General features: G+C 72.3%; 23 protein-coding genes. 14 read left to right on the top strand and 9 right to left on the bottom strand.

Features of this window, described 5'->3' with window-relative positions:
- Positions 1 to 14 precede the first annotated feature (14 nt).
- Positions 15 to 353 (bottom strand): hypothetical protein, encoded by a 339-nt coding sequence (locus tag ADX84_RS20545; RefSeq protein WP_049577983.1) that lies wholly within the window; start codon positions 351 to 353, stop codon positions 15 to 17.
- Between the two features lie 79 nt (positions 354 to 432).
- Positions 433 to 1053, bottom strand: coding sequence for a hypothetical protein (locus tag ADX84_RS20540; protein WP_049577979.1), 621 nt, complete (start codon positions 1051 to 1053; stop codon positions 433 to 435).
- 299 nt (positions 1054 to 1352) lie between these two features.
- Between ADX84_RS20540 and ADX84_RS26105 the strand changes: the two genes are divergently transcribed.
- The 5 genes from ADX84_RS26105 to ADX84_RS20525 all read left to right on the top strand — a co-directional run bounded on the left by ADX84_RS26105 (position 1353) and on the right by ADX84_RS20525 (position 6950).
- Positions 1353 to 1502: a hypothetical protein gene (locus tag ADX84_RS26105; RefSeq protein ID WP_156208144.1), complete on the top strand. Its 150-nt coding sequence runs from the start codon at positions 1353 to 1355 to the stop codon at positions 1500 to 1502.
- 24 nt (positions 1503 to 1526) lie between these two features.
- Positions 1527 to 1682: a hypothetical protein gene (locus ADX84_RS26425; protein WP_199776652.1), complete on the top strand. Its 156-nt coding sequence runs from the start codon at positions 1527 to 1529 to the stop codon at positions 1680 to 1682.
- Positions 1682 to 4729 (top strand): helix-turn-helix transcriptional regulator, encoded by a 3048-nt coding sequence (locus ADX84_RS20535; protein WP_049577975.1) that lies wholly within the window; start codon positions 1682 to 1684, stop codon positions 4727 to 4729. Before ADX84_RS26425 ends, ADX84_RS20535 begins: the two co-directional genes overlap by 1 nt.
- 153 nt (positions 4730 to 4882) lie before the next feature.
- A complete protein-coding gene (locus ADX84_RS20530; protein WP_026129641.1) occupies positions 4883 to 6244 on the top strand; it encodes a glutamine synthetase family protein in 1362 nt (453 codons plus the stop codon).
- 127 nt (positions 6245 to 6371) lie between these two features.
- Positions 6372 to 6950 (top strand): rhodanese-like domain-containing protein, encoded by a 579-nt coding sequence (locus ADX84_RS20525; protein WP_049577971.1) that lies wholly within the window; start codon positions 6372 to 6374, stop codon positions 6948 to 6950.
- Between the two features lie 35 nt (positions 6951 to 6985).
- Here the strand turns inward: ADX84_RS20525 and ADX84_RS20520 are convergent, their stop codons facing one another.
- From ADX84_RS20520 to ADX84_RS20510, 3 genes are all read right to left on the bottom strand, one after another.
- Positions 6986 to 9850, bottom strand: a complete 2865-nt coding sequence (locus tag ADX84_RS20520; protein ID WP_049577969.1) for a helix-turn-helix transcriptional regulator — start codon at positions 9848 to 9850, stop codon at positions 6986 to 6988.
- Between the two features lie 38 nt (positions 9851 to 9888).
- Positions 9889 to 12852: a helix-turn-helix transcriptional regulator gene (locus tag ADX84_RS20515; RefSeq protein WP_049577966.1), complete on the bottom strand. Its 2964-nt coding sequence runs from the start codon at positions 12850 to 12852 to the stop codon at positions 9889 to 9891.
- A 313-nt stretch (positions 12853 to 13165) separates the two neighbouring features.
- Complete coding sequence (locus ADX84_RS20510) at positions 13166 to 14734, bottom strand: MFS transporter (RefSeq protein ID WP_049577990.1); 1569 nt, start codon at positions 14732 to 14734, stop codon at positions 13166 to 13168.
- A gap of 371 nt (positions 14735 to 15105) precedes the next feature.
- On the opposite strand from ADX84_RS20510, the gene panB reads away from it, so the two are divergent.
- Entirely contained in the window at positions 15106 to 15960 is an 855-nt protein-coding gene (gene panB / locus ADX84_RS20505) for a 3-methyl-2-oxobutanoate hydroxymethyltransferase (RefSeq protein WP_049577962.1), read from the top strand.
- Here the strand turns inward: panB and ADX84_RS20500 are convergent.
- On the bottom strand, positions 15948 to 16208 hold the full coding sequence (locus ADX84_RS20500; RefSeq protein ID WP_049577959.1) for a hypothetical protein: 261 nt from the start codon (positions 16206 to 16208) through the stop codon (positions 15948 to 15950). The genes panB and ADX84_RS20500 overlap by 13 nt on opposite strands.
- Before the next feature lie 172 nt (positions 16209 to 16380).
- Here ADX84_RS20500 and ADX84_RS20495 point away from each other — a divergent pair, with 172 nt between their 5' ends.
- The gene (locus ADX84_RS20495) at positions 16381 to 17421 is read left to right on the top strand and encodes an LLM class F420-dependent oxidoreductase (protein ID WP_049577954.1); all 1041 of its coding nucleotides are present in this window, start codon (positions 16381 to 16383) and stop codon (positions 17419 to 17421) included.
- Here ADX84_RS20495 and npdG read toward each other — a convergent pair.
- Together npdG and ADX84_RS20485 are read right to left on the bottom strand one after the other, a co-directional pair.
- Positions 17418 to 18113, bottom strand: a complete 696-nt coding sequence (npdG, locus tag ADX84_RS20490) for an NADPH-dependent F420 reductase (protein ID WP_049577951.1) — start codon at positions 18111 to 18113, stop codon at positions 17418 to 17420. The two genes, ADX84_RS20495 and npdG, sit on opposite strands and share 4 nt — an antisense overlap.
- Positions 18114 to 18189: 76 nt before the next feature.
- Positions 18190 to 18381, bottom strand: a complete 192-nt coding sequence (locus ADX84_RS20485; RefSeq protein ID WP_017546726.1) for a hypothetical protein — start codon at positions 18379 to 18381, stop codon at positions 18190 to 18192.
- A gap of 89 nt (positions 18382 to 18470) precedes the next feature.
- On the opposite strand from ADX84_RS20485, the gene map (ADX84_RS20480) reads away from it, so the two are divergent.
- The 6 genes from map (ADX84_RS20480) (at position 18471) to ADX84_RS20455 (ending at position 24787) form a co-directional block, all read left to right on the top strand.
- Entirely contained in the window at positions 18471 to 19322 is an 852-nt protein-coding gene (gene map / locus ADX84_RS20480; protein ID WP_234004106.1) for a type I methionyl aminopeptidase, read from the top strand.
- Positions 19323 to 19805: 483 nt separating this feature from the next.
- Complete coding sequence (locus tag ADX84_RS20475) at positions 19806 to 20603, top strand: HEAT repeat domain-containing protein (RefSeq protein ID WP_049577948.1); 798 nt, start codon at positions 19806 to 19808, stop codon at positions 20601 to 20603.
- Between the two features lie 97 nt (positions 20604 to 20700).
- The gene (locus tag ADX84_RS20470) at positions 20701 to 21264 is read left to right on the top strand and encodes a dihydrofolate reductase family protein (RefSeq protein WP_049577945.1); all 564 of its coding nucleotides are present in this window, start codon (positions 20701 to 20703) and stop codon (positions 21262 to 21264) included.
- Positions 21265 to 21395: 131 nt separating this feature from the next.
- A complete protein-coding gene (locus ADX84_RS20465; RefSeq protein WP_049577940.1) occupies positions 21396 to 22229 on the top strand; it encodes a M55 family metallopeptidase in 834 nt (277 codons plus the stop codon).
- Positions 22230 to 22373: 144 nt separating this feature from the next.
- Complete coding sequence (locus tag ADX84_RS20460; RefSeq protein WP_049577937.1) at positions 22374 to 23765, top strand: M20/M25/M40 family metallo-hydrolase; 1392 nt, start codon at positions 22374 to 22376, stop codon at positions 23763 to 23765.
- A 23-nt stretch (positions 23766 to 23788) separates the two neighbouring features.
- Positions 23789 to 24787, top strand: a complete 999-nt coding sequence (locus ADX84_RS20455; protein WP_049577932.1) for an LD-carboxypeptidase — start codon at positions 23789 to 23791, stop codon at positions 24785 to 24787.
- Between the two features lie 113 nt (positions 24788 to 24900).
- On the opposite strand, the gene map (ADX84_RS20450) is transcribed toward ADX84_RS20455, so the two are convergent.
- Complete coding sequence (gene map, locus ADX84_RS20450; RefSeq protein ID WP_049577929.1) at positions 24901 to 25668, bottom strand: type I methionyl aminopeptidase; 768 nt, start codon at positions 25666 to 25668, stop codon at positions 24901 to 24903.
- 81 nt (positions 25669 to 25749) lie between these two features.
- On the opposite strand from map (ADX84_RS20450), the gene ADX84_RS20445 reads away from it, so the two are divergent.
- Positions 25750 to 26024 (top strand): helix-turn-helix domain-containing protein (locus tag ADX84_RS20445; RefSeq protein ID WP_049577985.1); only part of this gene is annotated, 275 nt, incomplete at its 3' end.

Here is a 26024-nt window from a genome sequence, read left to right as displayed (position 1 = left end):
GGTCGGGCGGGCGTCTACCAGAAGACCGCCACACCGATGTTGACGATGGCCAGGACCCCGGCGATGATCGCCAGGTTCTTCGCGGGCTTGCGCAGGTTGAGCACACCGACGACCACCACGGCCAGGGCGATCACGAGCTTCACGCCGATCTTGACGTGGTTGAGCTCGCCGATGTCGGCCATCTCGGCCACGCCGACGAGCAGCAGGCCCGTGACGAACTGGAGCAGGGCGCTGTGCAGCAGCACCTTGGTGGCCTTGACGTTGTCGGTCATCAGCTGCATGAGGAAACCGGCGATGATCCCGGCCAGGCCGATCATGTGCAGGAACACGAGCGCGGAGTAAAGGATGTCCATACCCGCACACTACTACGCGTTGTAGTTGAAGCTCCCGTCTTTCTGACGCCATGACGTAACAAATCAGACACCCACCCGGTCAGCTTCGGCGTGAGGCGCCCCACTGCCGCCACAGCAGCCAGACCAGCAGCATCAGCACCCCCACGCCCACCGCGCGGACCATTCCGTCCCGGTCCACCAGATCCCCCACCCGTGCGAGCACCGTGGGATCACCGACCAGGAGGGTGTCGCTCGCACAGGCCGCGGGTTCGGCGTCCCGGTCCAGCAGCAGGCAGGCCGTACTCACCACCCGCTCCCCCGCCTCGGCGTCCTCAGCCACGCGGACCCGGACGGTGTACACACCCTCGCCCTCCTCCGGCAGGTCCACCCGCCAGTTGGCGACGCCCTCCTCGACGATCCCGCCCTCGCCCACCTCCTGGACCGTCAGGGGTTCGGGCACGTGCTGCGCGAGCAGGCCCTTCTCCACCTCCAGCCCCGCGCCGTTGACCACGGTGGCCCGGTAGACGACCTCTTCGCCGGGAAGCGGCGACTCGGCCGCCCCGGACAGGGACAGCCGCACGGCGTCGGCGTCCCCGAACCCACCGCTGTCCGCGACGGCGGGGGCCGAGCACAGCACCGCCGCGAGCAGCCCCGCGCCGATCCCTCCGGCCCTTCGCCCGAACGCGCCCCGTCGGTCGGTCCCGCAAGCGACCCGAGTCATCCCACGCCCTCCTGAGATTCGCCATTGGGGCCGGTCAGGCAGCCCCCCGCGGGAGACGACCGGCCACCTCACACACTTGTCCGGCTCAGGGCCCCGGAGTCAAGGAAGTGCCGGGGCGTTTGGCGAATCGGCCGTGCTCGCGCGGCGCTTAGGGCGGTTCTCACCCGTCTTAGGACGCCATCCCCCGGGCCGGGCGGGGAACCGCTGATTCCTACCGATGCGCCCGGTCCGTTCTTAGCCGGATCGTGGAGGTCATCGGGGCGGGACACGGGTTCGGCCCCACAGCAGGAGGGAACGCCGTGTTCTTCGAGCCCATCCAGGACAGCCGCCGCCTGTCCGAACAGGCCGTCCGCCTCAGCGAGCAGGGCAGCGCGGTCCGACGGGCCCGGGCGCAGGCCCGCGCCCGGCTCCGCGAGGAGCGCGCCCAACGGCTCCCGCGCACCCGCTGACCCAGAGGAAGAGGAACCACCACCATGACCTTCGAGGACCTGCGCGCCGCCACCGCCCGGGCGCTCAGCGACGAACGCCTGCGCCAGGCCGAGCTCAGCCGCCGCGCCCGCCTCCAGAAGGCCGAAGCGCGGAACGAACCCAGGGAAAACCAGGAGCGCCCGCGTCCACGGCGAGCATAATGAGCGCTATGCCCCTGTTCTCCGAAACCAGTCCCCTCTTCGTCGGCCGCCGGGACCACCTCCGTCTCCTGGCAGACCAGGCCCAACGCGTGCGCACCGGGTCGCCGGAGACACTGCTGGTCGGCGGGGACGCGGGGGTCGGCAAGAGCCGCCTGGTCTCCGAGTTCGCCGCCACCCGGCCCGCCGGGACGGTGTTCGTCGGCGCCTGCCTGCAGTTGGGCGTGGACGGCCTGTCCTACGCCCCCTTCACCGCCGTGCTCCGCCAGATCCTGCGCGAACGCGGGCGTCCCCCCTTCGACGCGGCCGCACCGGGCGGGACCGGTGAGTTCGCCCGGCTCCTCCCCGAGCTCGGCGAGCCCTCCGCCGACCACCGGGAGAACCGGGGCATCCTCTTCGAGCAGGTGCTGCGCCTGTTCGAGCAGGTGGCCGGCGAGGCGGGGGTCACCGTCGTCCTGGAGGACCTGCACTGGGCGGACGGCGCCACCCGGGACCTGTTGGTCTTCCTCGCCCGCAACCTCTCCCGGCCCGGGATCCAGGTCATCGCGACCTACCGCAGTGACGACCTGTACCGCACGCACCCGTTGCGGCGGCTCCTGCCGCAGCTCGAACGCCTTCCGTGCGTGGGCCGGATCGTGCTGGAGCCGTTCACCCGGGAGGAGGTGGGCGCCCAGGCCACGGCGATCCGGGGCGAGGAACTGGACCAGGACGCCCTGGACACGCTCTTCCGACGCAGCGAGGGCGTCCCCTTGTTCGTGGAGGCGCTGGCCACCGCCGAGACCTGCCCCTCCGACGACGACCCCGACCTGCCCGACCACTTCCGCGACCTCTTGCTGGAACCGGTGCGCCGCTTCGACGAGACCACGCTGTCGGTCCTGCGCGTGGCGGCGGTGGGGGCCGTGGCCGACGGTATCGAGCACGAGGTGCTCCACCACGCGGTCGACCTGCCCGAGCGTGAGTTGGAGGCCGCCCTGCACACCCTGGTCGACTCCAACGTGCTGCGGCCCAATCGCACCGGCTACCGGTTCCGGCACGCGCTGCTGCGCGACGCCGTGCACCACGAGATCCTGCCCGGGCCGCACTCCCGACTGCACCTGCGCTACGCGCAGCTCATCGACGAGTACCCGGACGCGGTCCCCAAGGACCGCCGCGCCGCCGAGCAGGCCCACCACTACCACGCCGCGCAGGACCTGCCCCGGGCCATGGAGGCCGCCTGGCGGGCGGCCGTCCAGGCCAGCAAGACGCTCGCCTTCGGCGAACGCCTGGGCATGCTGGACCGCGTCCTGGCCCTGTGGGACCGGGTACCCGACCCCAGCGACCGGGTGGAGGGGCACAGCTGGGCCGAGGTCGTGAGCCAGGCCGCGAGCGCGGCGATCTCGGCCGACCGCCACCGGCTCGCGCTGGAGCTGGTCGACGAGGCGCTGGCGACCCTGCCCGAGGACGCCGACGACGACGTGACCCTAGCGACACGGGCGATCCTGCTGCGCAAGCGCGGGCAGGCCCGCTCCACCAACATGCGCGGCGGCGGCTTGGACGACCTGGTGCGGGCCCTGGAACTGCACCCGCCGCACATGCCGGAGTACAGCCAGCTCCTGGCCATCCTCGCCCGGGAGAGCGCCATGCTCCGCGAGGACCGGGAGCCGACCCCCGCGCGGCGGATCCTCCAGGAACTGAACGACACCGGGCGCGGCTCCAGCACGTTGGCCGAACTGGCGATCGAGGCGGCCGACGGCGGCAGCCGCTCCGACCGGTGCGCGGCGGCCGACGCCCGGATCACGTTGGGCGGGGTCCGCATGCGCGACGGTGACGTCGAACACGGGCGCCCTCTGGTGGAACGGGGCATGGCGGAGGCCATGGAGCTGCGTGAGCCCTACATGGAGGCGCGCGGAGCAGGGAACCTGGGCCACTTCCTGCGTGAACTCGGTCACCACGAAGAGGGCCTGCGCGTGTTGGAGGAGTCCCTCGCCCGGCACGAGGCACTGAGCTGGGCGCCCTTCCACCGGTCCTTCAACCACCAGAACCGGGCCGAGATCCTCTTCGAGACAGGAGAACTCCGCCAGAGCCGGGAGGTCTACCGACGCTACCTGAGCAGGAATCTGGGCGACCGCAAACACCAGCACTACATGCAGGCGGTGGAGGCGCGGGCGGCGGCCGCCATGGGAGACGTGGTCGCGGCGCGGGCCGAGGCGGGGCCCAGTGGCGACCGCTCCATGCTGGACGCGCACCGGATGGACATCGTTCAGCTGCGCACCACGGGGATGCTGGACGCCGCCCTGGCCGAGGATGACCTGGCCGAGGCGCTGTCCCTCTCCCGGGACGTTCTGGAGCAGGCGGCCCTGGAGCGTTCTCCGGGGTACTCGTGGCCGCTGCTGGAACAAATGGCCGAGGCCGCCCGGCTGGGCGCGGAGCGGGCCCGCGCAGGGGCGGAGTACGGGGAGACGGCCCGGCTGGTGGGCGCGCTGGTCGGCACCGTCGCGGCGAAGCTCCCCCTCAACGGTCTGGTCCGACCGGCGTACGCGGAGACCGTGCGGTCCCTGCTGGCCGAGGCCGGGGGGACCGAGGCCCCGGCCCTGGCCGCGTCGTGGGCCGCCGCGGTGACGGCCTGGGACGCCACCCCCATGCGGCTGCACCGGGCACGGGCCCGGTTGCGCGAGGCCGAGGCCCGGATCGCCGCCGGGGAACGGTCGCGTGCCGTGGAGCTGACCCGCATGGTCCACGAGACGGCCGCCGCGTGTGGTGCGTCACCCTTGGCCCGCGCGGCCGAGGACCTGGCGCGCAGGCTCGGGACGGGCCTGTCCGGCGGGTCCGTGCCGCCGCCCGCGCCCGCCGGGCTCACCGCCCGGGAGACCGAGGTGCTGCGGCTTCTGGCCTCGGGCGCGACCAACGCGGCCATCGCCGAGGCGCTGTTCATCAGCCCGAAGACAGCGAGCGTGCACGTGTCCAACATCCTGGGCAAGCTCGGTGTGCCCAACCGCGCGACGGCCGGGGCGCGTGCGCGCGAACTCGGCCTGGCCCAGCTCGTCCCGAACCTCCCGGTTCAGCGGTCATAATGCCTGTGCGGGGGAGGTCCGGGCAGGCTGGCTGGCGTGTGCGGAAATGCCCCGGAAATATCCGCACGGCAGACTGGCCCCGGGAGATCGTTCCCGGCACGGCTCACGTGCGCGGACCGGGCCGGGACCGACCGGCATCGAGGAGGTTTGATCGTGAATCGACAGCAGGAATTCGTGCTCCGCACGTTGGAGGAGCGCGACATCCGGTTCGTGAGGCTGTGGTTCACCGACGTGCTCGGGTACCTCAAGTCCGTGGCGGTCGCACCCGCCGAACTGGAGGCCGCCTTCTCTGAGGGCATCGGGTTCGACGGCTCCGCCATCGAGGGCTTCGCCCGGGTCTACGAGGCCGACATGCTCGCCCAGCCCGACCCGTCCACGTTCCAGGTGCTGCCATGGCGCAACGAGCCGCACGGCACCGCGCGCATGTACTGCGACATCCTCATGCCCGACGGCTCGCCGTCACCGGCGGACCCCCGGCACGTGCTCAAGCGGCAGCTCGGCAAGGCCTCCGACCTCGGGTTCACCTTCTACACGCACCCCGAGATCGAGTTCTACCTGCTCAAGAAGTTCCCCGAGCACGGGGAGTTCCCCGAGCCCAACGACTCGGGCGGCTACTTCGACCACACGCCGCACAACAGCGCCCACGACTTCCGGCGCAACGCGATCAACATGCTGGAGGCCATGGGCATCTCGGTGGAGTTCAGCCACCACGAGGGCGGCCCCGGCCAGCAGGAGATCGACCTGCGCTACGCGGACGCTCTCACCACCGCCGACAACATCATGACCTTCCGGCTCGTGATGAAGGAGGTGGCGATGGAGCAGGGCGTGTACGCCACCTTCATGCCGAAGCCGTTCACGCAGTACCCGGGTTCGGGCATGCACACCCACCTGTCGCTGTTCGAGGGTGACCGCAACGCCTTCTACGAGCCGGGCGCGGAGTACCAGCTCTCGAAGGTCGGGCGCGGGTTCATCGCGGGACTGCTGCGACACGCGGACGAGATCGCGGCCGTCACCAACCAGTGGGTGAACTCCTACAAGCGCATCTGGGACGACCCGGCCGCCTCGGCGGGCATGGGCGGTGAGGCCCCGGCCTACATCTGCTGGGGGCACAACAACCGCTCGGCCCTGGTGCGCGTTCCGATGTACAAGCCCGGCAAGTCGAACTCCAGCCGGATCGAGATCCGCTCGCTGGACAGTTCCGCCAACCCCTACCTGGCCTACGCGGTGATCCTCGCCGCCGGGCTGAAGGGGATCGAGGAGGGCTACGAGCTGCCGCCGGGCGCCGAGGACGACGTCTGGGCCCTCACCGACTCCGAGCGCCGCGCGCTGGGCATCAAGCCGCTGCCGCAGAGCCTGGACGAGGCGCTGCGCCTGATGGAGAACAGCGAGCTCGTCGCCGAGACGCTGGGCGAGCACGTCTTCGACTTCTTCCTGCGCAACAAGAAGTCGGAGTGGAACTCCTACCGCCGACAGGTGACCCCGTACGAACTCCAGAGGTATCTGCCCACGCTCTGACCAGGCGCCGAACTCCGTGGCGGGGGGTATTCCCGGAATGGGTGGCAAGCACGTCACATACCCCGGGGGGTAGAATTCCTACCAAAGCTGTCGACTATCCCTTCTCCCCTCCTGGAGTCACACACACATGATCGAGTCCGTCGACGCAGCGACCGTCAGAGCCAGGCTCGACAGCGGGTCGGCCCCGCTCCTGGTGGATGTGCGCACCCCCGCCGAGTTCGAGGGCGCGCACATCCCCGGGGCGGTCAACCTCCCGCTGGGCGAGCTGGACCAACACGCCGGTCGGGTCGCCCGGGACGCCTCCGAGCAGGTCGTCCTGGTGTGCCAGTCCGGGCCCCGCGCCGAACAGGCGCGGCGGCGGCTGGCCGCCGCCGGACTGGACGACGCCGTGGTGCTGACCGGCGGCATGAACGCCTGGACGGCGGCCGACGGTCCCGCCGTGCACGGCCCGGAACGGTGGGCCCTGGACCGCCAGGTGCGCCTCGTCGCCGGTTCGGTCGTGCTGGTCACGGCGCTGCTGAGCCTGTGGTGGACCCCCGCCGTGTTCGTGGCCGCGTTCGTCGGCGCCGGGCTGGCCTTCGCGGGGATCACCAACACCTGCGCCATGGTCCACCTGCTCTCGAAGCTCCCCTACAACCGGCCGGTCGAACGGGTGGACGTCGAAGCCTCACTGGCACGGATCAGCCGGGCGGGTTCCCGAACCTGACCGGGCTTTCGGGCCGAACGCGGCTGCCCGGGAGATCAGGCCTGGAGCAGGCCGAGCTCCCGGGCACGCGCCACCGCCGCCGTCCGGTTGGCCACCCCCAGCTTTCCCATCGCGTTGCTCAGGTGCACGCTCACCGTCTTGGCCGAGATGAACAGCGTCTCCCCCACCTCCCGGTTACTCAGCCCCTTGGCCACCTCCACCAGGACCTCCGCCTCACGCGGGGTCAGACCGGCGGGCAGGACCGCGGTGTCGGTCCGGGGCAGGACCGTGCGCATCTCCGCCACGAACTGGCGGGCGAAGTACAGGTCGAGCTCGGTCAGCAGCCCCTCGGAACGGCGCAGCAGCTCCCGGGCGCCCACGGTGTCTCCCGTGTCGTGCGCGGTCCAGAAGGCACCGAACAGACATGCGTACCGGGTCAGTCCCTTGGCCCGGTCGACCAGGGGCAGCGCCCGTTCCCAGTGCGCCAGCGCCACAGACGGGTCCTCCTCCAGGAAGGCCCTGCTGGTGGATCCGATCAGCTCTCCCACCGGTGAGACCGGCCAGTCCTCCCGGTCGAGCACCGTCAACAGGGCCCCGGCCAGTTCGTCGGCGAGGACGCGGTCCCCGGGGGCGGCCCGGCGCCGCAGCCGCCAGGCCACCATCGCCATGGCGGACAGACCACTGGAGCTGAACCGGACCAGGGAGAGCATGCCGATGTCGCGCTCCCCCTCCAGGATCACCCGGGCGGCCTCGGCCCACCGCTCTCCGGGCCCGAACAACAGGAGCAGGACCCGCGCGTAGTAGTGCGGCATGTACTCCACCCAGGTGGCGGTCTCCCGAGGCAGGAGCCGGGTGAACTCGTCCTGGGCGCGCTGGCTGCCCTCCCAGTCCCCCTCCAGCGCGGTGAGCTGCGCGATGATGGCCTGGCGACGCCCGCCCACGAGGTCCTCCCCCGCGGGGGTCGTGAGCAGTTTCGCCCGGGCCTGCTCCACCCTCCCCGAGGCCAGGAGGGCGCTGGCCACCCCGTTGACCAGGCCGACTCCCTGGCTGCGAGCCACCCCCAGTTCCGCGCAGCGGTCCAACGCCTCCTGCGCGCACGCCAGCCACTCCGCGTACTCGAACCGGCTGGCGTGGTTGCTGCCGAGGTTGTTGAGCCCGCGCATCTCCACCTGGACGGCGCCCTGTTCGCGCGCGATCCGGACCCCCTCGCGCAGCATCTCCAGGGCCTCCTGCGACCCCGTGTGGTCCAGCAGACTGCCCAGGGTGATCAGCGCGTCGGCCTCGCTCACCCGGTCCCCGCAGTGCCTCGCCTCCTCGATGGCCACGCGGGCGACCCGCTCCGCCTCGGTGTCGCTGCCCCTCAGCATGAGCACCGACGCGGTCGTGGCGCTCACCACGGCCCGCTCCGGATGTCCGTCGGGGACGAGCGCGGCGGCCGCGCGCAGGTCGTCCAGCGCCTCGATCCGGCCCAGTTCCTTGTAGGAGAGACCCCGCGCGACCAGGAAGCGGGCGACCAGTTCGGGATCGACCCGGGGGTCGAGGTCGGACAGGGCCTCACTGGCGTGCTCGACCGACCTGCGCAGGCTGCCCGCGATCTGCGCGGCCCCACACACCCCCAGGAGCAGTTCCCCCTGGGAGAGCCCGAGCAGATCGGCGGCGTCCGGGACCAGCTCCCACAGCTCAAGCACGCGTTCGAGCAACGCCAGGTGCTCGGGGTAGGCGCTGGCGTCCCGCGCCCGCTGGGCCGCCTCCCACGAGGCGGCCAGGGCCCTCGGGTGGTCGTGCGCGGCGTAGGCGTGGTGCGCCAACTGGGCGACTGTCTCCGTGCGGGCCAGACCCGGGACGCCACCCTCCAACGCCTGCGCGTAGCGGCGGTGGGCACGCACCCGTTGGCCCGGCAGCAGGTCGCCCTGAACCGCCTCGGCCAGCAGTGCGTGCCGGAACAGGTAACCGGTCTCAGTGGCGCTCAGCACCCGGGCGTCCACGGCCTCGCGCAGCGCCTCGTCGAGGTCGTCCTCACCGACCCCGGAGGCCTCGGCGACCCCGGCGAGCAGCCCGTGGTCGACCCGGTCACCGGCGATCGAGGCCAGCCCGAGGACCTTGCGGGTGGTGGGGGCGAGGGGTTCCACCCGGCGCATGAGGAGTTCGCGCGGGCCGTCGGGGACCGCGCCTCCGGGGGCGGCGAGGAAGGACTCCACGAACAGCGGGTTGCCGCCGCTGCGCTCCAGGAGCAGGTCCAGCGCTGCGGGGTCCGGGGCCCGCCCCCGCAAGGCGGCGGCCTGCTCGGCGACGGCCTCCCGGGTGAGGGGGTCAAGGTCGAGCCGCGTCACCCGGGGCAGCCGCTCCAACTCGGGGAGGACCCGGCGCAGGGGGTGGGTCCGGTGCAGGTCGTCCGAGCGCACCGAGACCACCAGGTGCACGGGGGCGGGGCCGAGGTTGCGCAGCAGGAAGACCAGCAGGTCGCGGGTGGAGGCGTCCGACCAGTGCAGGTCCTCGATCACCAGGCTGAGGCCGCCCGGGTCGGCGTACTCCTCCACGTAGGTGAGCACCGCCTCGAAGAGCCTGGCCCGGGAGTTGTCGTCGGTGCCGGGGCGCGTCTGGGGGCTGTGCCCCGGGCCGGGCAGGAGACGGGTGAGATCGCTGCCTTCGCCGGGTGCCGAGCCGCCCGCCCGGACCAGCTGGCGCAGGAGCGCGGTGAAGGGGGCGAAGGCGATGCCCTCGGCGCCCAGCTCCAGGCATCCGCCCAGGGCCGCGTGCCGCAGGGGCGTGCGCTCCAGATACTCCTCCAGGAGCCGCGACTTGCCGATCCCCGCGTCACCGCAGAGCAGGACCGTGCCGGACCCTTCCGAACGGACCCGCGCGGCGTCGGAGAGAAGGTGGTCGACCTGCCGCTGGCGGCCGACGAAGGCGGAGGGGGACATACGTCCCAGTATGCCCGGGGCGCCGGGTCCCGGGCGGGTCAGAACAGGCCCAGTTCGCGCCCCTTCGCGGCGGCGGCGGTGCGGTTGCGCACCCCGAGTTTGCCCATGAGGTTGGTGACGTGCACGCTCACCGTCTTGGCCGAGATGAACAGCACCGCCCCCACCTCACGGTTGCTTGATCCCCTGGCCACCTCCGCCAGTACCTCCACCTCACGTGGGGTGAGACCCATCGGGGGCACCTCGCCGCCGGGGGCGGCGGGGAGCGCCGTGCGTTCCGGAGTGGCACCGGTGGCGGTGTACTGGTCGGGGTCGGGCAGACCGTGGCGGGCCCGCAGGGCACGGCTCTCCCGCTCGAAGAGCGCCATGCCGTGCCGCACCGCCAGGCCGTGGACCGCGTCCACGTGCTCGGTCGCGCGGTCGCGGTGCCCCGCCCGCAGCGCGGCACCGGCCGCCGCCAACTGGTACTCGGCCCGCACCAGGACGTGGCCGCTGGGGGCCACCGCGGCCACCGCAGCCTCGAACAGGGCCAGCGACTCCTCGGGCTCCGGGGCCAGCCAGGCCCTGGCGGCCATCCGAGCCGCAGGGGAGTCGGCGTGTTCGGGGTTCGCGGCCGCCTTCTCGCTGAGCTCGCGGATCTCCTGCGCCAGGCGGCGGGCCTCCTCGCCCGGTTGCTCCGCCAGCCGCGCGACGATCGACGCGTGCCACACCTGGGTGGACCGATAGAGACCGTGGGCGAGGGGGGTCAGAGGCCGCTCGCCCGTCGCACTGGAGAGCAGGTCCCGGGCCATCCGCCCCGCGTCCACCAGACGGTCCTCGTACACGGCCAGCTGCTGGAGGACGGCGTGGACCGGCAGGTGCTCCACCGGAGAGCTCACCTGTGCGGGAAGCACGCGGTGGAACTCGTCCAGGGTGGCCCGTAGCGCGTCCGGCCGCCAGCGGTACAGCTCCAGGTGCATGCGCAGGGTCAGCGCCCGAGCCCACGTCACCCCTCCGTCCGTGACGCCCGCCAGCAGTTCCTCGCACTCGGAGAAGCGCCCCTGGTAGAAGCGGGTGACCGCCAGCCCGCAGGCGAACGCCCCGCCCTGGGTCCGGGTCAGCCCGAACTCACGGCAGCGGCGCATCCCCTCCAGGCAGACCTGGGCGCTCTCCTCCAGCCTGTCGAGGTTCTTGAAGTACCCGCTGAGGTTGATCAGCCCCCGGATCTCGGCCGGGGCGTCGCCGATCTCCCGGGCCAGCCCGATGCCCTCGGCGAACAGTTCCAGTCCCTCGTCGGAGTCCAGGGGGCCACTGAGGCTGCCGAGGGTGATGAGGGCGTCGGCCTCGCTGCGCGGGTCACCGAGCTCGCGTGCGCGGGCGAGGACCCGGCGGGCTGTGCTGGCGGCCTGCTCGTGGTGACCGCGCATCATGAAGGTGGCGGCCATGGTCGCGGCCACCCCGGGGGCGTCCGGGTGGTTGAACGTGAGCAGAAGGGAGGCCTCGGCCAGGTCCTCCATCGCGCCGTCGCGGCCCAACTCCTTGAGCGCCCGCCCGCGCGCGTGGCGCAGCCGGGAAACGCGTTCGAAGTTCTCCGGGCGGCCCTTCCGGGGGTCGTGGACTCCGGTGACCCCGAGTTCCTCCAGTCCCTCGGTGGCGTAGCCGACCGCCCTGCGCAGCGGACCGGCGACCAGGGAGACCTCGGAGGCCCGGGCCAGCACCTGGTCGCGGGGCAGGCCGACACGTTCGGCGGCGTCGGGCACCTGGTCCCAGAGTTCGAGGACGCGTTCGATCAGCCCCAGGTGCTCGGGGTAGGCGTGCACGGCGGCGGCGTGCTCGGCGGCCCTCCAGGCGGCTGAGAGGGCGAGCGGCTGGTCGTGCGCGCAGTGCGCGTGGTGGGCGAGTCGGAGGGCCAGCTCGCTCTCGGGCATACGCTCCACGCCCTCCTGGAGCACCTCGGCGTAGCGCCGGTGCGCGCGCACCCGTTCGCCCGGCATGAGGTCGGTGTGCACGGCTTCCGAGAGCAGGGCGTGCCGGAACACGTAGCCGTCCGCGGTGGAGCGGAGGATCCGGGCGTCGATGGCCGGGCGCAGGGCTGCCTCCAGGTCCTCCTCGGTGACCCCCGCACGGCGGGCGACGCTGGCGAGCAGGGTGTGCCGGACCCGGGTCCCCGCTGTGGCGACCAGGCCGAGGACGCGCCGGGTCGGTTCGGGGAGGGGCGCGACGGCGGAGAGGAGCAGGTCCCGGGGACCGTCCGGGATGGGTGCTCCGGCGGGGTCGTGGCTGGCGGCCAGGAACGACTCCACGAAGAGCGGGTTGCCTCCGCTGCGCTCGAACAGCAGGTCGAGGTCGGCCGGGTCGAGTTCCCTGCCGCGCAGGGCGGTGGCCTGGGCGCCGACCTCGTCACGGGAGAGCGGTTCCAGGTCGAGGCGCCGGACCCCGGGCAGTCGTTCGAGTTCGGGGAGCAGGCGGCGCAGCGGGTGCGTGCGGTGCAGGTCGTCGGTGCGCACGCTGACGAGCAGGTGGACGGGTGTGCGACCGAGGTTGCGGAGCAGGAAGACGAGCAGGTCCCGGGTGGAGGTGTCGGCCCAGTGCAGGTCCTCGATCACCAGGGTGAGGCCGTGGGGCGTGGCGCGTTCCTCCAGGAAGGTGAGCACCGCCTCGAACAGCCGGGCGCGCCCCTGGTCGGCGGGCCCTGCGGCCCCGCCCAGTTCGGGAATGAGGCGACCCGTGTCGCCGCTGGGCTCGGCGGCGGATCCGCCCGAGCGCACGAGTTGGCGCAGCAGGGCGGTGAAGGGGGCGAAGGGGACGCCCTCGGCGCCCAGCTCCAGGCATCCGCCCACGGCGGAGGGGGTACCGCTGACCCGCCGCAGGTGCTCGCTGAACAGGCGGGACTTGCCGATCCCGGCTCCGCCGCAGACCAGGACGGTGCGGGCCCCCTCAGGGAGGGTGCGGCGAGCGTCCGCCGCGAGCAGGGACAGGTGGTGGTGGCGACCGACGAAAACGGGGGAGGGTTCGTGGACCTGCATGAGGTCCAGTATGTCCGTCGGATCCCGTCGGGGCGGGGGTCGTTGGTCGGTTGCCAGAGCCACAGGTGCGGGGCCGAAGACCTCGTGTCGCACTCACCTCGCGGGGACCCCGGTGCGCTAGAACCGGGTGCGGACGTCGCGCGGGAAGGAGGGCCGCCCGGGGACACGTCGGCGCCCTCGGGGAGCACGAGCCGGAGCCACCGTCCCGGTCCGGGAGCCCGGGGCGGTGCCCGGCCGCTCTCGTACCAGGTGTGTGCGGTGGCACCGGGGACAGCCGAGACCGGGTCCGCGGCCTCCTCGCGGTGCGCCCCTGCTAGGAGGTGCCCGCGGTCCGATCGTTCGGCTCGTGGGTGGGCGGTTCCCGGGGCATCCACTTCCACACCACCGCGAGTCCCAGCAGTCCGAAGCACAGCGAGACCAGCGCCGCGGCGTGCAGGCCCGAGACGAAGGCCTCCTTGGCCGGGGCGACCAGCGCCTCACCCGCCCCACCCAACTGCTGGGCGAGGACCATGGTGGCCTCGATGGACTCACCCGCCGCCCGCACCTGCGCCGGGTCCACGTCGGGGGCCCGTTCCGTCACCGAGTCCAGCGTGGGCTCGATCCCCGCCCGGTAGCGGAAGGAGATCACCGCCCCCAGCACCGCCACCCCCATGGCGGTGGCGATCTGGCGCGCCGTGTTCTGCACCGCCGACGCCGCCCCGGCCTTGGCCGGCGGAACCGAGGACATGATCGCGTTGGTGGCCGGGGTGAGCACCACCGCCATGGCGGAGGTCTGGAGGAAGAAGAACGCGATGATCAGGTACAGCGGGGTGTCCACCCGGATCTGGGTGTAGAAGGCGAAGCTGCAACAGACGGTCGCCACACCCGCCAGGGCGAGGGCGCGCGGGCCCACGTAGCGCACCAGAGTGGGACTGAGCGGGGCGAAGATCATCTGGCCCAGAGCGGCGGGAAGCACCAGGAGCCCCGCGACGAACGGAGGGAACTCGCGCACGCTCTGCCAGTAGAAGCTGAGGAAGAAGATGATCCCGGCCATGCTGAAGAACAGCACCATGACCGTGGCGACGGAGACGCTGAACCGGGGGTCCCGGAAGAAGCGCACGTCCAGAGAGGGGTCGGTGGTGCGCGACTCGTGGAACACGAACAACACCAGCACCCCCACACCCAGCAACAGCGAGCCGTACACGTCCCAGTCCGTGAGTGAGGCCCGCTCCCCCGCCGTGATGATCCCGTAGACGATCAACACCAGACCGGGGATGGACAGCAGCACGCCCAGCACGTCCGGGCGTCCGGCGTTCTCGTTCCTGGACTCGGGGATGAGCACGAACATCAGCGACAGCCCGAGGATCACGAAGGGCACGTTGACCAGGAAGATCGAACCCCACCAGAAGTTCTCCAGGAGCAGACCGCCCGCCGAGGGGCCGATCGCCATCGCCAGGCCGACGGCGCCCGCCCACAGGCCGATCGCACGCGCACGCTCCTCGGGTGGGAACACGTTGGTGATCACGGACAGGGTCTGCGGCATCACCATGGAGGCGCCGAACCCCATCGCGGCGCGCGCCGCGATGAGTTGCTCGGGGCTCTGCGAGTAGGCCGTCAGCGCCGAGGCGGTGCCGAACACCACCAGCCCGGCCACCAGCAGCCGCCGCCTCCCCCAGCGGTCGCCGAGCACACCGAAGGTGAACAGCAGCCCGGCGAAGACCAGGGTGTAGGCGTTGATCGCCCACGCCAGCTGGGACTGGCTGGCGCCCACGCCGCGCTGCGGGTCGGAGAGTGTCTTCAGCGCGACGTTGAGGATCGTGTTGTCGGCCACGATCACCAGCAGGCAGATGATGAGCACCGCCAGCCCGCCCCACCTGCGCCGGTGCGCTGTCTGCTGGTCCACGAACACCCTTTCCGCCGTCCACCCGGTGCCGCTGACATGCTAACCAGCCGTCCCCTCGCGGCGCCCCGCACCGCACCGGGGTCGCCGAACGGGTCCGAAAACGGCCGCCTCCCCGGGGAGGACGGCGCGGCCCGTCCCGTGCGATGATGCTTGCGTGCCACCCCCGCACACCCGTTCTCCCCGCACCGGCGCCGCCGGGTGGGCAGGGAACCGGTGGACGGGAGACGGGGAACATCCCCCTCCGGCACGCCGTTCCTCCCGAGGAACCCCTCCCTTCGGGGAACCGCGCGCGAGCGCACGACAACAGTTTTCGTCCACAGGTCCGGGGACACCCCCAGCGGGTGCTTCGAGACAACGGAGGAAGAACCATCATGAGCACCACACCCAAGACCCCCTCCGCCGGGAACGCCCTGTACGGCGGGGTCACCAATCGGCGTGTCACCATCCGTGACCTGGCCCTGGCCAAGCAGCGCGGCGAGCGCTGGCCGATGCTGACCGCCTACGACGCCCTCACCTCGCGGATCTTCGACGAGGCGGGCATCCCCGTCCTCCTCGTCGGCGACTCCGCCGCCAACGTGGTCTACGGCTACGACTCCACCGTCCCGGTGACGGTGGACGAGCTGGTCCCGCTCACCGCCGCCGTGGCCCGCTCCACCCAGCGGTCCCTGGTCGTGGCGGACCTGCCCTTCGGCTCCTACCAGGCCTCCCCCCAGCAGGCGCTGGAGACCGCCTCCCGGTTCATGAAGGAGGGCAACGCCCAGGCGGTGAAGCTGGAGGGCGGCCACGCGGTCGCCCCCCAGGTGGAGCTGCTGACCTCGGCGGGCATCCCGGTCATGGGCCACATCGGTCTGACCCCGCAGTCGGTCAACACCCTGGGCGGCTACCGCGTGCAGGGCCGGGGCGAGGCCGCCGCCGGTCTGCTCAAGGACGCCAAGGAGCTGGAGCGCGCGGGCGCCTTCTCCGTCGTGCTGGAGGCGGTCCCGGCCGATCTGGCCGCCGAGGTCACCGAGCAGCTGGCGGTCCCGACCATCGGGATCGGCGCCGGTCCGTCCACCGACGCCCAGGTGCTGGTGTGGCAGGACATGGCCGGGCTGAGCCCCCGGGTGGCGAAGTTCGTCAAGACCTACGCCAACCTGGCGGAGACGCTGCGCGAGGCCGCCTCGGACTACGCGTCCGAGGTCGTCGCCGGGAGCTTCCCCGCCAAGGAGCACACCTACGCCAGCTGATCCGGCCGCTGGGCGGCCTCCGGTGAGTCCGGGGGCCGTTCCAGCCCCCGCGCCGCCCGGCCGAAGGCGGGCAGGCACACTGCCGCCAGGTACAGCGCGGCCCCGGCGGCCAGGACCGGGGAGACCCCGAACAGGCCGATCGCCACCCCGACGCCCGGCGCCGCGACCGGCGCTCCGATCCGGGCGAGCGCCCCCACCATGGACATCCCCCGACCGACCATGCGCGCGGGCAGGCGTTCGAAGATCACCGCGCTCAGTATCGGGTTGATCAGCCCTCCCCCGAGTCCCCAGGACTCCTTGGGCGGGAGATGTCGGGCACGAAGGTCGGAAGGGCCCTAAAACCGAACGGGACTCGGTAGTACAGTGTCGGCACACCGAGCACCGACGCGGGCCGGGGTCCGGCCCACGGGAGGACAGCACATGCGCATCTCGATGCCGCTCCAGTACGCGGGCGAGCCCAAGGACGCCGTCGATCAGGTCGTCGAACTGGAGAAGGCCGGGCTGGACACCGTGTGGGTCGCCGAGGCCTACGGCTACGACAGCCCCACCCTCATGGGCTACCTCGCCGCCCGCACCGAACGGGTGACCATCGGCTCCGCGATCCTGCCGATGTACAGCCGCACACCCACGCTCGTCGCGATGACCGCCGCGGGGCTCGACTACCTCTCCGACGGGCGCGCCGTCCTCGGCCTCGGGGCCAGCGGCCCGCAGGTGATCGAGGGCTTCCACGGCGTCCCCTACACCAAACCGCTCGCCCGCACCCGGGAGACCATCGAGATCTGCCGCAAGGTCTGGGCCCGCGAGGAGCGCCTCACCCACGACGGCAAGGTGTTCCAGCTGCCGCTGCCGCCCGAGCAGGGCACCGGCCTGGGCAGGCCGCTCAAGATCATCAACCACCCGGTGCGTTCACGGATCCCGATCCACGTGGCCTCCCTCGGCGAGAAGAACGTCGAGATGACCGCCGAGATCGCTGACGGCTGGCTGCCGCACCTGTTCATCCCGGAGAAGGCCGAGAGCGTGTGGGGCGGGTTCCTCGCCAAGGGAAGGGCCAAGCGCGATCCCGGGCTCGGCGCGCTGGAGATCTCCGCGGGCGGGCTGCTCGCCATCGGTGAGGGCGAGGAGACCAAACGGATCGCGGACCTCACCCGCCCGGTCATCGCCCTCTACGTGGGCGGTATGGGCGCCAAGGGCAGGAACTTCTACAACACGGTGGCCCAGCGCTACGGCTACGAGGAGGCCGCGGAGAGGATCCAGGACCTCTACCTCGACGGGAAGAAGGACGAGGCCGCCGCCGCGGTGCCGGACGAGTTCGTCGAGCTGACCAACCTGGTCGGCCCCGAGTCCTACGTGCGCGAACGCGTGGAGGCCTTCCGAGCCGCCGGGGTCACCCAGCTCAACGTGACCCCGGTCGGCGAGAACCCCGCCCGGCTCATCGAGAAGGTCAGGGAGTGGGCCGCCTAGATACCGGTGATCCGAAGACCCGCGTGCGTCTTGTAGCGGCGGTTGACCGCGATGAGGTTGGCCGTGAGGGCCTCGACCTGGTGGGCGTTGCGCAGCCGCCCGCCGAACACTCCGCGCACCCCGGGGATCCGGTCCGCCAGGGCGCGCACGGTGTCCGTGGCCTCGCGGTCCTCCCCCAGCACCAGGACGTCCAGCTCGATCTGGTCGACCCCGGGGTCCAGGAGGAGCACGGCGGAGACGTGGTGGAAGGCGGCGGTGACCCGGCTGCCCGGCAGGACCTCGGCGGCCTGCTGGGCGGCGCTGCCCTCGGGGACGTCCAGGGCGAAGGGGCCCTTCTTGTCGAAGCCGAGCGGGTTCACGCAGTCCACCACGATCTTGCCCGCGAGCCGGTCGGCCAGTGACACCAGCAGCTCACGGTGGCCGTCCCACGGAACGGCGACGATCACGATGTCACTCCGCTCCGCGGCGTCGGCGTTGGCCAGTCCCCGGACCTCGATCGGCGTGGACTCGGCCGCCACGAGGGCGTCCGCTGCCTGCGCCGCGCGCTCGGCGCTGCGGGAGCCCAGGAGGACCGGGAGTCCGGCCAGCGCGAAGCGGCGGGCCAGCCCGCGCCCCTGGTCGCCGGTCCCGCCCAGGACAGCGATGGTCAGCCCGGTGATGTCCGCGCCCTGCTGTGCGTCGTGTTCGCTCATGGGCCGATCCTGTCAGAACGGGCCCGGCGGGGGAACGCGCAGGGCCGGTGCTCCCCCGGTCCGGAACCGCGCTCCGTCAGCTGTTGCCCTCGTTCTCGTCCTGCTCGTCCCAGGCCTCGTTGCGCTCCGCCGCGATGCGCAGTGCGCGCGCCGCCGTGGCCTCGTCCTCGTAGGGGCCGAGCCGTTGGGAGTCGGGGCATCCCGCGCCGTGTTCGACCCTGCCGTGACGGAGGCAGTACCACCAGCCGTCGTCCTGTGCGTCGCTCACTGCCGACCCCTCTCGTCGTTGCGGGTACGTGTGGCACCTACCCTCCGCCGGGCGCTCCTGACCGCGCCCACGAACTACAATCAGTGTCCATGACTACTCCGCTGGTTCCTGGGCGCATCTCGCCCCAACGTTCGGTCCCCTCGCACATCGTCCGGCCGGAGTACGTGGGTCAGAAGCGTCCCGTGGAGGGTGTCCTGGGCGACGTCCAGACCCCGGAGACGATCGAGCGGATCCGTGAGGCGGGGCGCATCGCGGCCCGCGCTCTCGAGGAGGTCGGCAAGAACGTCCAGCCCGGGGTGACCACGGACGAGCTGGACCGGATCGGCCACGAGTTCCTGCTGGACCACGACGCCTACCCGAGCACCCTCGGCTACAAGGGCTACCCGAAGTCGCTGTGCTCCTCCCTCAACGAGGTCATCTGCCACGGCATCCCGGACGACACCGTGGTCCGCGACGGCGACATCGTGAACATCGACATCACCGCGTACAAGGACGGCGTGCACGGCGACACCAACGCCACGTTCCTCTCCGGTGACGTCTCCGATGAGAACCGCCTCCTCGTCGAGCGCACCCGTGAGGCCACGATGCGCGCCATCAAGGCCTGCCGCCCCGGTCGGCAGATCAACGTGATCGGCCGCGTCATCGAGTCGTACGCCAAGCGCTTCGGCTACGGGGTGGTGCGCGACTTCACCGGCCACGGCGTGGGCCCCGAGTTCCACTCCGGCCTGGTGGTCCCGCACTACGACGACCCGCGCGCCACCACGGTGATGGAGCCGGGCATGACCTTCACGATCGAGCCCATGATCACCCTGGGCGGCGTGGAGTACGACATGTGGGACGACGGCTGGACCGCCGTCACCGCCGACCGCAGGTGGACCGCGCAGTTCGAGCACACGCTGGTCATCACTGACTCCGGCGCGGAGATCCTCACCCTGCCGTAGTCACCGAGCCCCGGCCGCCCCCGGCGCCGGGGCTCCCCTGTGCCCACCGGCCGGAACCCAGGGTGATTCTGCGAGAACGGAGCGTGCCAGCCGCGAGCGGGGAACTCCAGGGCCGTCCGACCCTCGCGCGCCCCACTTTCCGCTGGGACCCTGGTGGACAGTGTGTCGGAACGCGGTCGCTCGCTCACGGAGCGGCATCCTATGCTGTGCGGGATACGAACGACCGCGAACCCGGGTACCTCCCCTTCGGCAACCCCGAGCGGGCCGCGTCACCCCCGGACCGACCGGTCGACCGCCCCGACGCTCCCATCCCCCAGGCCCTGGCTGCCCGACGGGCACCGGGGTCCCCGCGCGTGCGGACGACATGGAGCGGGCTCTGAACGGGCGGGGGAAAAGCCCCGCACCGGGCGCACTGTCGCGGATCGACTGACCCCCGACACCATCAACCCACCGTCACGACCCATCAACACACAGGAACCAACCATGGCGATGTTCGTCCACCTGACACCCCGCGCCAACATATCCGGCATACGAAGGTCCGGCCTGGGCACCGCCATCGGGCCCGGAGGCCTGCGCGGGGTGTTCTGCTTCCCCGTGCTGCCGTCGTACACGGTGACCCACCAGTGGCTGCGTGAGCTGACCGGACACCACGGACCCCGTGGCCTGATAGGCGTGTACCTGACCCTGGCCGACGACGAACCGGTCACCGTGGGCCACTTCGACGACAGCGACGGTCCCCGGAGGGTCGGCGCCGCCGAGGCGGTGCGCGTCGTCGCCGGACTCCGCGAACCCCGCGGCTGGGAGGTGTTCGTACCCCGCCGGGTCGACCGCGAGGAGGTCCACCGCATCCGTGAGGTCCGCCGACTCGCCGAGACCCGGCCCCACCCCCGGAGCGGGCCGCTCCCGATGGAACTGGTCGCCGACGCCTGCGACCGGGCCGACACTGTGGCCCTGCGTGAGGCCCTGTCCCTGCTCGGCCAGCGCCGCCGGGGCCCCATCGACCGTGTCGCGTCCCTGTGCGGCCATCCCGAACCCCTGGTCCGCGCCACCCTGGCCGAGTCCATCGTCCCCTGGGCCGTCCCCGGCGTGGACCACCTGCTGACCCGCCTGTCCGGGGACCCCGACCACAAGGTCCGCGAGGCCGCCGTCCAGGCCCTGGAGACCCGCGCCGCCGGACCGATCCCCCGGCCCCGCGGCATCGGGTCCGCCCCCGCGAGCGTGCCCGAAGGGACGCTCCCGCACCCCAGAGGCGCCCTGTTCCACCCCCGAACCCGTCACTGAACGGGCCGGGCGCGCGACACGGGTGTCCCGGCGAGCCGTGCCGCGTCCGCGACGTGTGGCGGTCGTACGGTGGGACCGTCACCGAGGAGGGCTTCCCGTGCGCAGAGTGACCTGTTCGATGGGCGTATCGCTCGACGGCTACATCGTCGGACCGGACGGCGGCCTCGACTGGACCGACCCCGACGACGGCCTCTTCCGCTTCGTCACCGACGAGACCCGGCGGATCGACGTCTACCTGCTGGGCCGACGCCTCTACGAGACGATGCTGTACTGGGAGACCATCGGCGAGGATCCCTCCCCCGACGAGGCGACGCTGGAGTGGGCCGCGCTCTGGAACTCGCTCCCCAAGGTGGTGTTCTCCACGACGCTGTCGAGGGTGCGCGGCAACGCCAGGCTGCTCTCCGGCGGACTGGCGGAGGAGATCGTGCGCCTGCGGGCCGAGCCGGGGGACGGCGACATCGCGATCGGCGGCGCCACCCTCGCGGCCGCGGCCGCGGCGGCGGACCTGATCGACGAGTACCGGATCAGGGTCCACCCCGTGCTGGTGGGCGGCGGTGTCCCGTTCTTCCCTCGCAAGGAGCGCCGGGTGGACCTCGAGTTCGTCGAGTCCCGCACCTTCGGCTCGGGGGTCGTCCACCTCCGCCACCGCGTGGTGCGCTGATCGGCGGGCGGGATGACCTGTGCGAAGCGACGTGAACCGCCGACGGACGCCACCACCGGGCCGCGAGGCTCGGGGACGGCGGCCGCTACGGGACTGGTGACCGGTTCCGGCTCCGGGCTAGGGTCTGCTGGATGAAGATCCTCATCTCCGCGGACATGGAGGGCGCCACCGGCGTCACCTGGCCCGCCGACTGCGAGCCCGGGACCGAGCAGTGGCAGCGCTGCCGGTCGATGTTCACCAGCGACGTCAACGCCGCCATCGGCGGGTTGTTCGAGGGCGGCGCCACCGAGGTGCTGGTCAACGAGGCCCACTCGACCATGCGCAACCTGTTACTGGAGGAGCTGGACGAACGGGCCACGATGATCACCGGCCGCCACAAGGAACTCTCCATGGTGGAGGGCGTCCAGGCGGGAGACGTCGACGGGATCGTCTTCCTCGGGTACCACTGCGCGGCGGGCGAGGACGGCGTGCTGGCGCACACGTACCTGCCCAACGCGATCACCGGGGTGTGGCTGGACGGCCACACGGCGAGTGAGGGCTACCTGAACGCGGCGGTGGTGGCGGAGTACGGAACCCCGGTGATCCTGGTGACCGGGGACGACCGCGCGTGCGAGGACGCGGGCTCCTACGCTCCGTCTGCGGGCACGGTGGCGGTCAAGGACCACGTGAGCCGGTACGCGGCCCGCTGCCGACCACCGGCGCGGACGGCCGCGGACATCCGTGCGGCGGCCCAGCGCGCGATGGCGCTGGCCGGGCGGACGGAGCCGGTGGAGCGCTCTCCGAAGATGATGGAGGTCGAGGTCGACTCCGCGCAGCTGGCCCAGGCCGCGGCGATCGTTCCAGGGGTGACCCGGACGGACGCTCGGCGTGTCCGTTACACGTCGCCGGACGCCTACGAGATGATCCGGACGTTCAAGGCGGTCTGCACCCTGATTTCGAACGCCATGGAGAAGGACTACGGGTGACTTCCTCGTGCGCGAGGTGATGTGCGCATCACGAGGACAGCGCCCCGTGGGAAACGATAGAACTGTGGCGGGGAGAACCACACGTGGGAAACGTGTGTCTGACGTGAGAAAGAACCCCGAAGCCTGCTGAGAGAGGCCGAGACCGTGGGCCACACCAACACCTCCCTGACGGACAGCGCGCGAGACGCGGAACTGGCCGAGGCGGGGGAGGACGCCGTCCGCCTGACCCGAGAGCTGATCAGGCGGGACTCCACCAACCACGGCAGGGGCGAGGGCGACGAACGCGCCGCCGCCGAGTTCGCCGCCGAGGCGCTCGGGGAGGCCGGGCTGTCCCCGGTGGTCCTGGAGTCCGCCGACCGGCGCGCGAACGTGGTGGTGCGCATCCCCGGAACGGACCCGGACGCGGCCGCCCTGCTGGTCCACGGTCACCTGGACGTGGTGCCGGCGGACGCCCACGACTGGACGTTCCCGCCCTTCGCCGGGGAGATCGCGGACTGCCCGGTGACCGGCGCCCCCTCACTGTGGGGGCGCGGCGCGGTGGACATGAAGAACACCGTGGGCATGGTCACCGCCGTGGTCCGGTACTGGTCGCGGCTGGGCCTGCGTCCCCGGCGCGACATCGTGCTGGCGTTCGTGGCCGACGAGGAGGACAGCGCCGCCTACGGCGCCGACTACCTGGTGCGCGGCCACGCCGACCTCTTCGAGGGCTGCACCGTGGCGATCGGCGAGGGCGGCGGGCACACCGTGCACGCCCGGACCTCCTCGGGGGCGGCGGCCCGGCTGTACCCGATCGGGGCCGCCGAACGGGGCAGCGCCTGGCTGACACTGCGCTCGCACGGGACGGCCGGGCACGGTTCGCGGCCGCCGAGGGACAACGCCGTGGGCGCGCTGGCCGCCGCGGTGGCCCGGATCGACGAGCACCGCTGGCCGCTGCACCTGACCCCGGTCACCCGTGCCGCGATCGACGCGATCGCCCGTGCGCTGGAGGTCGAGCGCGTGGCCGGTGACACCGGCTCCAACGAGGCCGTGGACGACCTCGTGAGGAAGTTCGGCACCGCCGCCTCTCTGGTCTCCGCGACGGTGCGCAACAGCGCCGCCCCGACGATGCTCTCGGCCGGGTACAAGGTGAACGTGGTGCCGGGCGAGGCGACCGCTGGTGTCGACGGCCGCGTGCTGCCGGGGGGCCGAGGCGACTTCGAGTCGACCATGGACGCGCTGACCGGGGACCGCGTGGACTGGGAGTACGCGCACGGGTCTCCGCCGGTCGAGGCTCCGGTGGACTCGACCACCTTCGACGCGCTGCGCTCGGCCATCCTGGCCCACGACCCGGAGGGCCTGGTGGTCCCGGTGTGCCTGGGCGGCGGGACGGACGCGAAGGTCTTCGCGCGGCTGGGGATCGACTGCTACGGCTTCTCCCCCATGCGCCTGCCCGGCGGCATCGACTACCCGGACCTGCTGCACGGGGTGGACGAGCGGGTGCCGCTGGACGGACTCCGGTTCGGCGTGCGGGTGCTGGACAGCTTCCTGCGCGCCTGAGGCGGTGGGCACCAACAACAGGGATGGGGACCAACGTGGGTGAGTCGGTGACCGAGGTTCGCGAAGGGGGCCCCGTGGCGGATCCCCGCAGAGCGAGGGCGCTGACCCGTCCGCCGAGACTGCGGGAGGGCGACCGGGTGCGTCTGGTCGCCCCGTGCAGTCCGGTTCCGGACCAGCAGCTGGACGCGGCGGTGGAGGCGCTGCGGGGGTGGGGCCTGGAGGTCGAGCTGGCCGCCCACGTGCGTGACCGCCATCCGGTGCTGCCGTACCTGGCCGGGGCGGACCGGGACCGGGCCCGCGACCTCCAGGAGGCGTGGTGCGATCCCGACGTGCGCGCGGTGTTCTGCGCGCGGGGCGGTGACGGCGCCCACCGCATGCTGGACCTGCTGGACTTCGACGCGATGCGCCAGGCCGCTCCCAAGGCGCTGATCGGGTTCAGCGACATCACCGCGTTGCACGAGGCGTTCGCGGTGGAGCTGGGGATGGCGACCGTGCACGGTCCGGTGGTGGGGACCCGCTACTTCGTGGGTGACGACGTGGCCCAGCGGGAGCTGCACACCACGCTGTTCACCCCCGAGAGGCGCATGCTCCTGACCTCGCCGGGTGCCCGGGCCCTGGTCCCGGGCCGGGTCGCGGGGGTCACCTTCGGCGGGAACCTGAGTCTGCTCAACGACGGACTGGCCACCCCGCACAGTCGGCTCTCGGCGGCGGGCGGCCTCCTGATCCTGGAGGACGTCAACGAGGACGCCGCGCGGCTCGACCGCATGCTCACCCATCTGTTGCGCACTGGGTGGATGGACGGAGTGGCCGGGGTCGCCCTGGGCACGTGGACGGACTGCCCGCCCGACCCCGGGGTCGTCTCCGAGCTGATGCGGGAACGCCTGGAGCCGTTGGGGGTGCCGGTGCTGTGGGGCCTGGACTTCGGGCACTGCCCCGCGCAGCTCACCGTGCCGCTGGGTGTTCCGGCGGTGTTGGACGCCGACGCGGGCACCCTCGCTCTGGGCGTACCGGGACTGGAGTAGCCGGAACAGCGGCCCCCGGGGTCCCCGCCCACCCGCTCGTGCGGGTGGGCGGGGACCCCTGACCCGTCGGGCCGGACCCCGTCAGGGCCGAGCCGCGTCAGGGCCGGACGGCGTCAGGGCAGGGTGAGCACCACCGGGCCGTCCTCGGTGACGGCGACCGTGTGCTCGCAGTGGGCGGCACGGGTGCCGTCGTCGCTGAGCACCGTCCACCCGTCGTCGCCGTGGGCGTAGCCGTCGGAACCGCCGCGCACCAGCATGGGCTCGATGGCGATGACCAACCCCGGGACGAGCCTGAAGCCCCGGCCGGGACGGCCGTCGTTGAGCACGTCGGGGGCCTCGTGCATCGTGCGGCCGATACCGTGACCGCCGTGGTCGGCGGTGAGCCCGTACCCGGCCGCGCGGGCCTCGGTCGCGATGGCGTGGCCGATGTCGCCCACGCGGTCACCGGGGCGCGCGGCGGCGATCCCCCGGGCCAGCGCGGCCTCGGTGTCGGCGATCAGGGTGAGGTCGGCGGGGTCGGCCTCCCCCACCACGAAGCTGATCGCGGAGTCGGCGGACCAGCCGCGCAGGCGCGCGCCGCAGTCGAGACTGACCAGGTCTCCTTCGGCCAGCACCCGCTCTCCGGGGACGCCGTGGACGATCTCGTCGTTGACGCTCACGCAGGCCACCCCGGGGAAGGGCATGGGTGCCCAGCCCGGTTGGTAGCCCTGGAAGAGCGGCTCGGCGCCCGCGTCGGAGATGACCTTGGCGGCGGCGCGGTCGAGGTCGGCGGTGGTGCGGCCGGGCTCGGCGGCCCGGCGTCCGGCGGCGAGCGCGTTGGCGACGACCCGTCCGGCCTCGCGCATGAGTGCGATCTCCGCGGGGGTCTTGATCTCGACCATGGGGAACCCTTTCCGAATGAGGTGAGGATAACTATACCGGTATTAATATACGGCCTCTCGCGCCCGGGATAGACTCACGCCATGGTTCGAGAACCGCTGACCGAAGACCAGATCGAACGCGGCCGTGCCCTGGGGACCCTCCTGCGGGAGGCCCGGGCCGACCGCACGATGGTGGACGTCGCCCGCTGCTCGGGTATCTCCGTGGAGACCCTCCGCAAGATCGAGGGCGGCCGCGTCCCCACCCCGGCCTTCTTCACCGTGGCGGCCGTCGCCGCCACCCTGGGCCTGTCCCTGGACACCCTGCTCGCCCGGGTCGACCCCGCGTCCGACCCCGCACCCGTCCCCCTGCACGGCAT

This window comes from Nocardiopsis sp. SBT366 (assembly GCF_001083815.1).
Taxonomy (GTDB): Bacteria; Actinomycetota; Actinomycetes; order Streptosporangiales; family Streptosporangiaceae; genus Nocardiopsis; species Nocardiopsis prasina.
The sequence above is the reverse complement of the archived record's forward strand: the minus strand, read 5'-3'. Positions and strand labels throughout refer to the sequence as shown.

Bases quoted from the DNA above. Each gene is read 5' to 3' on its own strand.
- ADX84_RS20545 (WP_049577983.1), bottom strand. From the start codon at position 353: ATGGACATCCTTTACTCCGCGCTCGTGTTCCTGCACATGATCGGCCTG.
- ADX84_RS20540 (WP_049577979.1), bottom strand. From the start codon at position 1,053: ATGACTCGGGTCGCTTGCGGGACCGACCGACGGGGCGCGTTCGGGCGA.
- ADX84_RS26425 (WP_199776652.1), top strand. From the start codon at position 1,527: ATGACCTTCGAGGACCTGCGCGCCGCCACCGCCCGGGCGCTCAGCGAC.
- ADX84_RS20535 (WP_049577975.1), top strand. From the start codon at position 1,682: ATGAGCGCTATGCCCCTGTTCTCCGAAACCAGTCCCCTCTTCGTCGGC.
- ADX84_RS20525 (WP_049577971.1), top strand. From the start codon at position 6,372: ATGATCGAGTCCGTCGACGCAGCGACCGTCAGAGCCAGGCTCGACAGC.
- ADX84_RS20520 (WP_049577969.1), bottom strand. From the start codon at position 9,850: ATGTCCCCCTCCGCCTTCGTCGGCCGCCAGCGGCAGGTCGACCACCTT.
- ADX84_RS20515 (WP_049577966.1), bottom strand. From the start codon at position 12,852: ATGCAGGTCCACGAACCCTCCCCCGTTTTCGTCGGTCGCCACCACCAC.
- panB (WP_049577962.1), top strand. From the start codon at position 15,106: ATGAGCACCACACCCAAGACCCCCTCCGCCGGGAACGCCCTGTACGGC.
- ADX84_RS20495 (WP_049577954.1), top strand. From the start codon at position 16,381: ATGCGCATCTCGATGCCGCTCCAGTACGCGGGCGAGCCCAAGGACGCC.
- npdG (WP_049577951.1), bottom strand. From the start codon at position 18,113: ATGAGCGAACACGACGCACAGCAGGGCGCGGACATCACCGGGCTGACC.
- map (WP_234004106.1), top strand. From the start codon at position 18,471: ATGACTACTCCGCTGGTTCCTGGGCGCATCTCGCCCCAACGTTCGGTC.
- ADX84_RS20475 (WP_049577948.1), top strand. From the start codon at position 19,806: ATGGCGATGTTCGTCCACCTGACACCCCGCGCCAACATATCCGGCATA.
- ADX84_RS20465 (WP_049577940.1), top strand. From the start codon at position 21,396: ATGAAGATCCTCATCTCCGCGGACATGGAGGGCGCCACCGGCGTCACC.
- ADX84_RS20455 (WP_049577932.1), top strand. From the start codon at position 23,789: ATGGGGACCAACGTGGGTGAGTCGGTGACCGAGGTTCGCGAAGGGGGC.
- map (WP_049577929.1), bottom strand. From the start codon at position 25,668: ATGGTCGAGATCAAGACCCCCGCGGAGATCGCACTCATGCGCGAGGCC.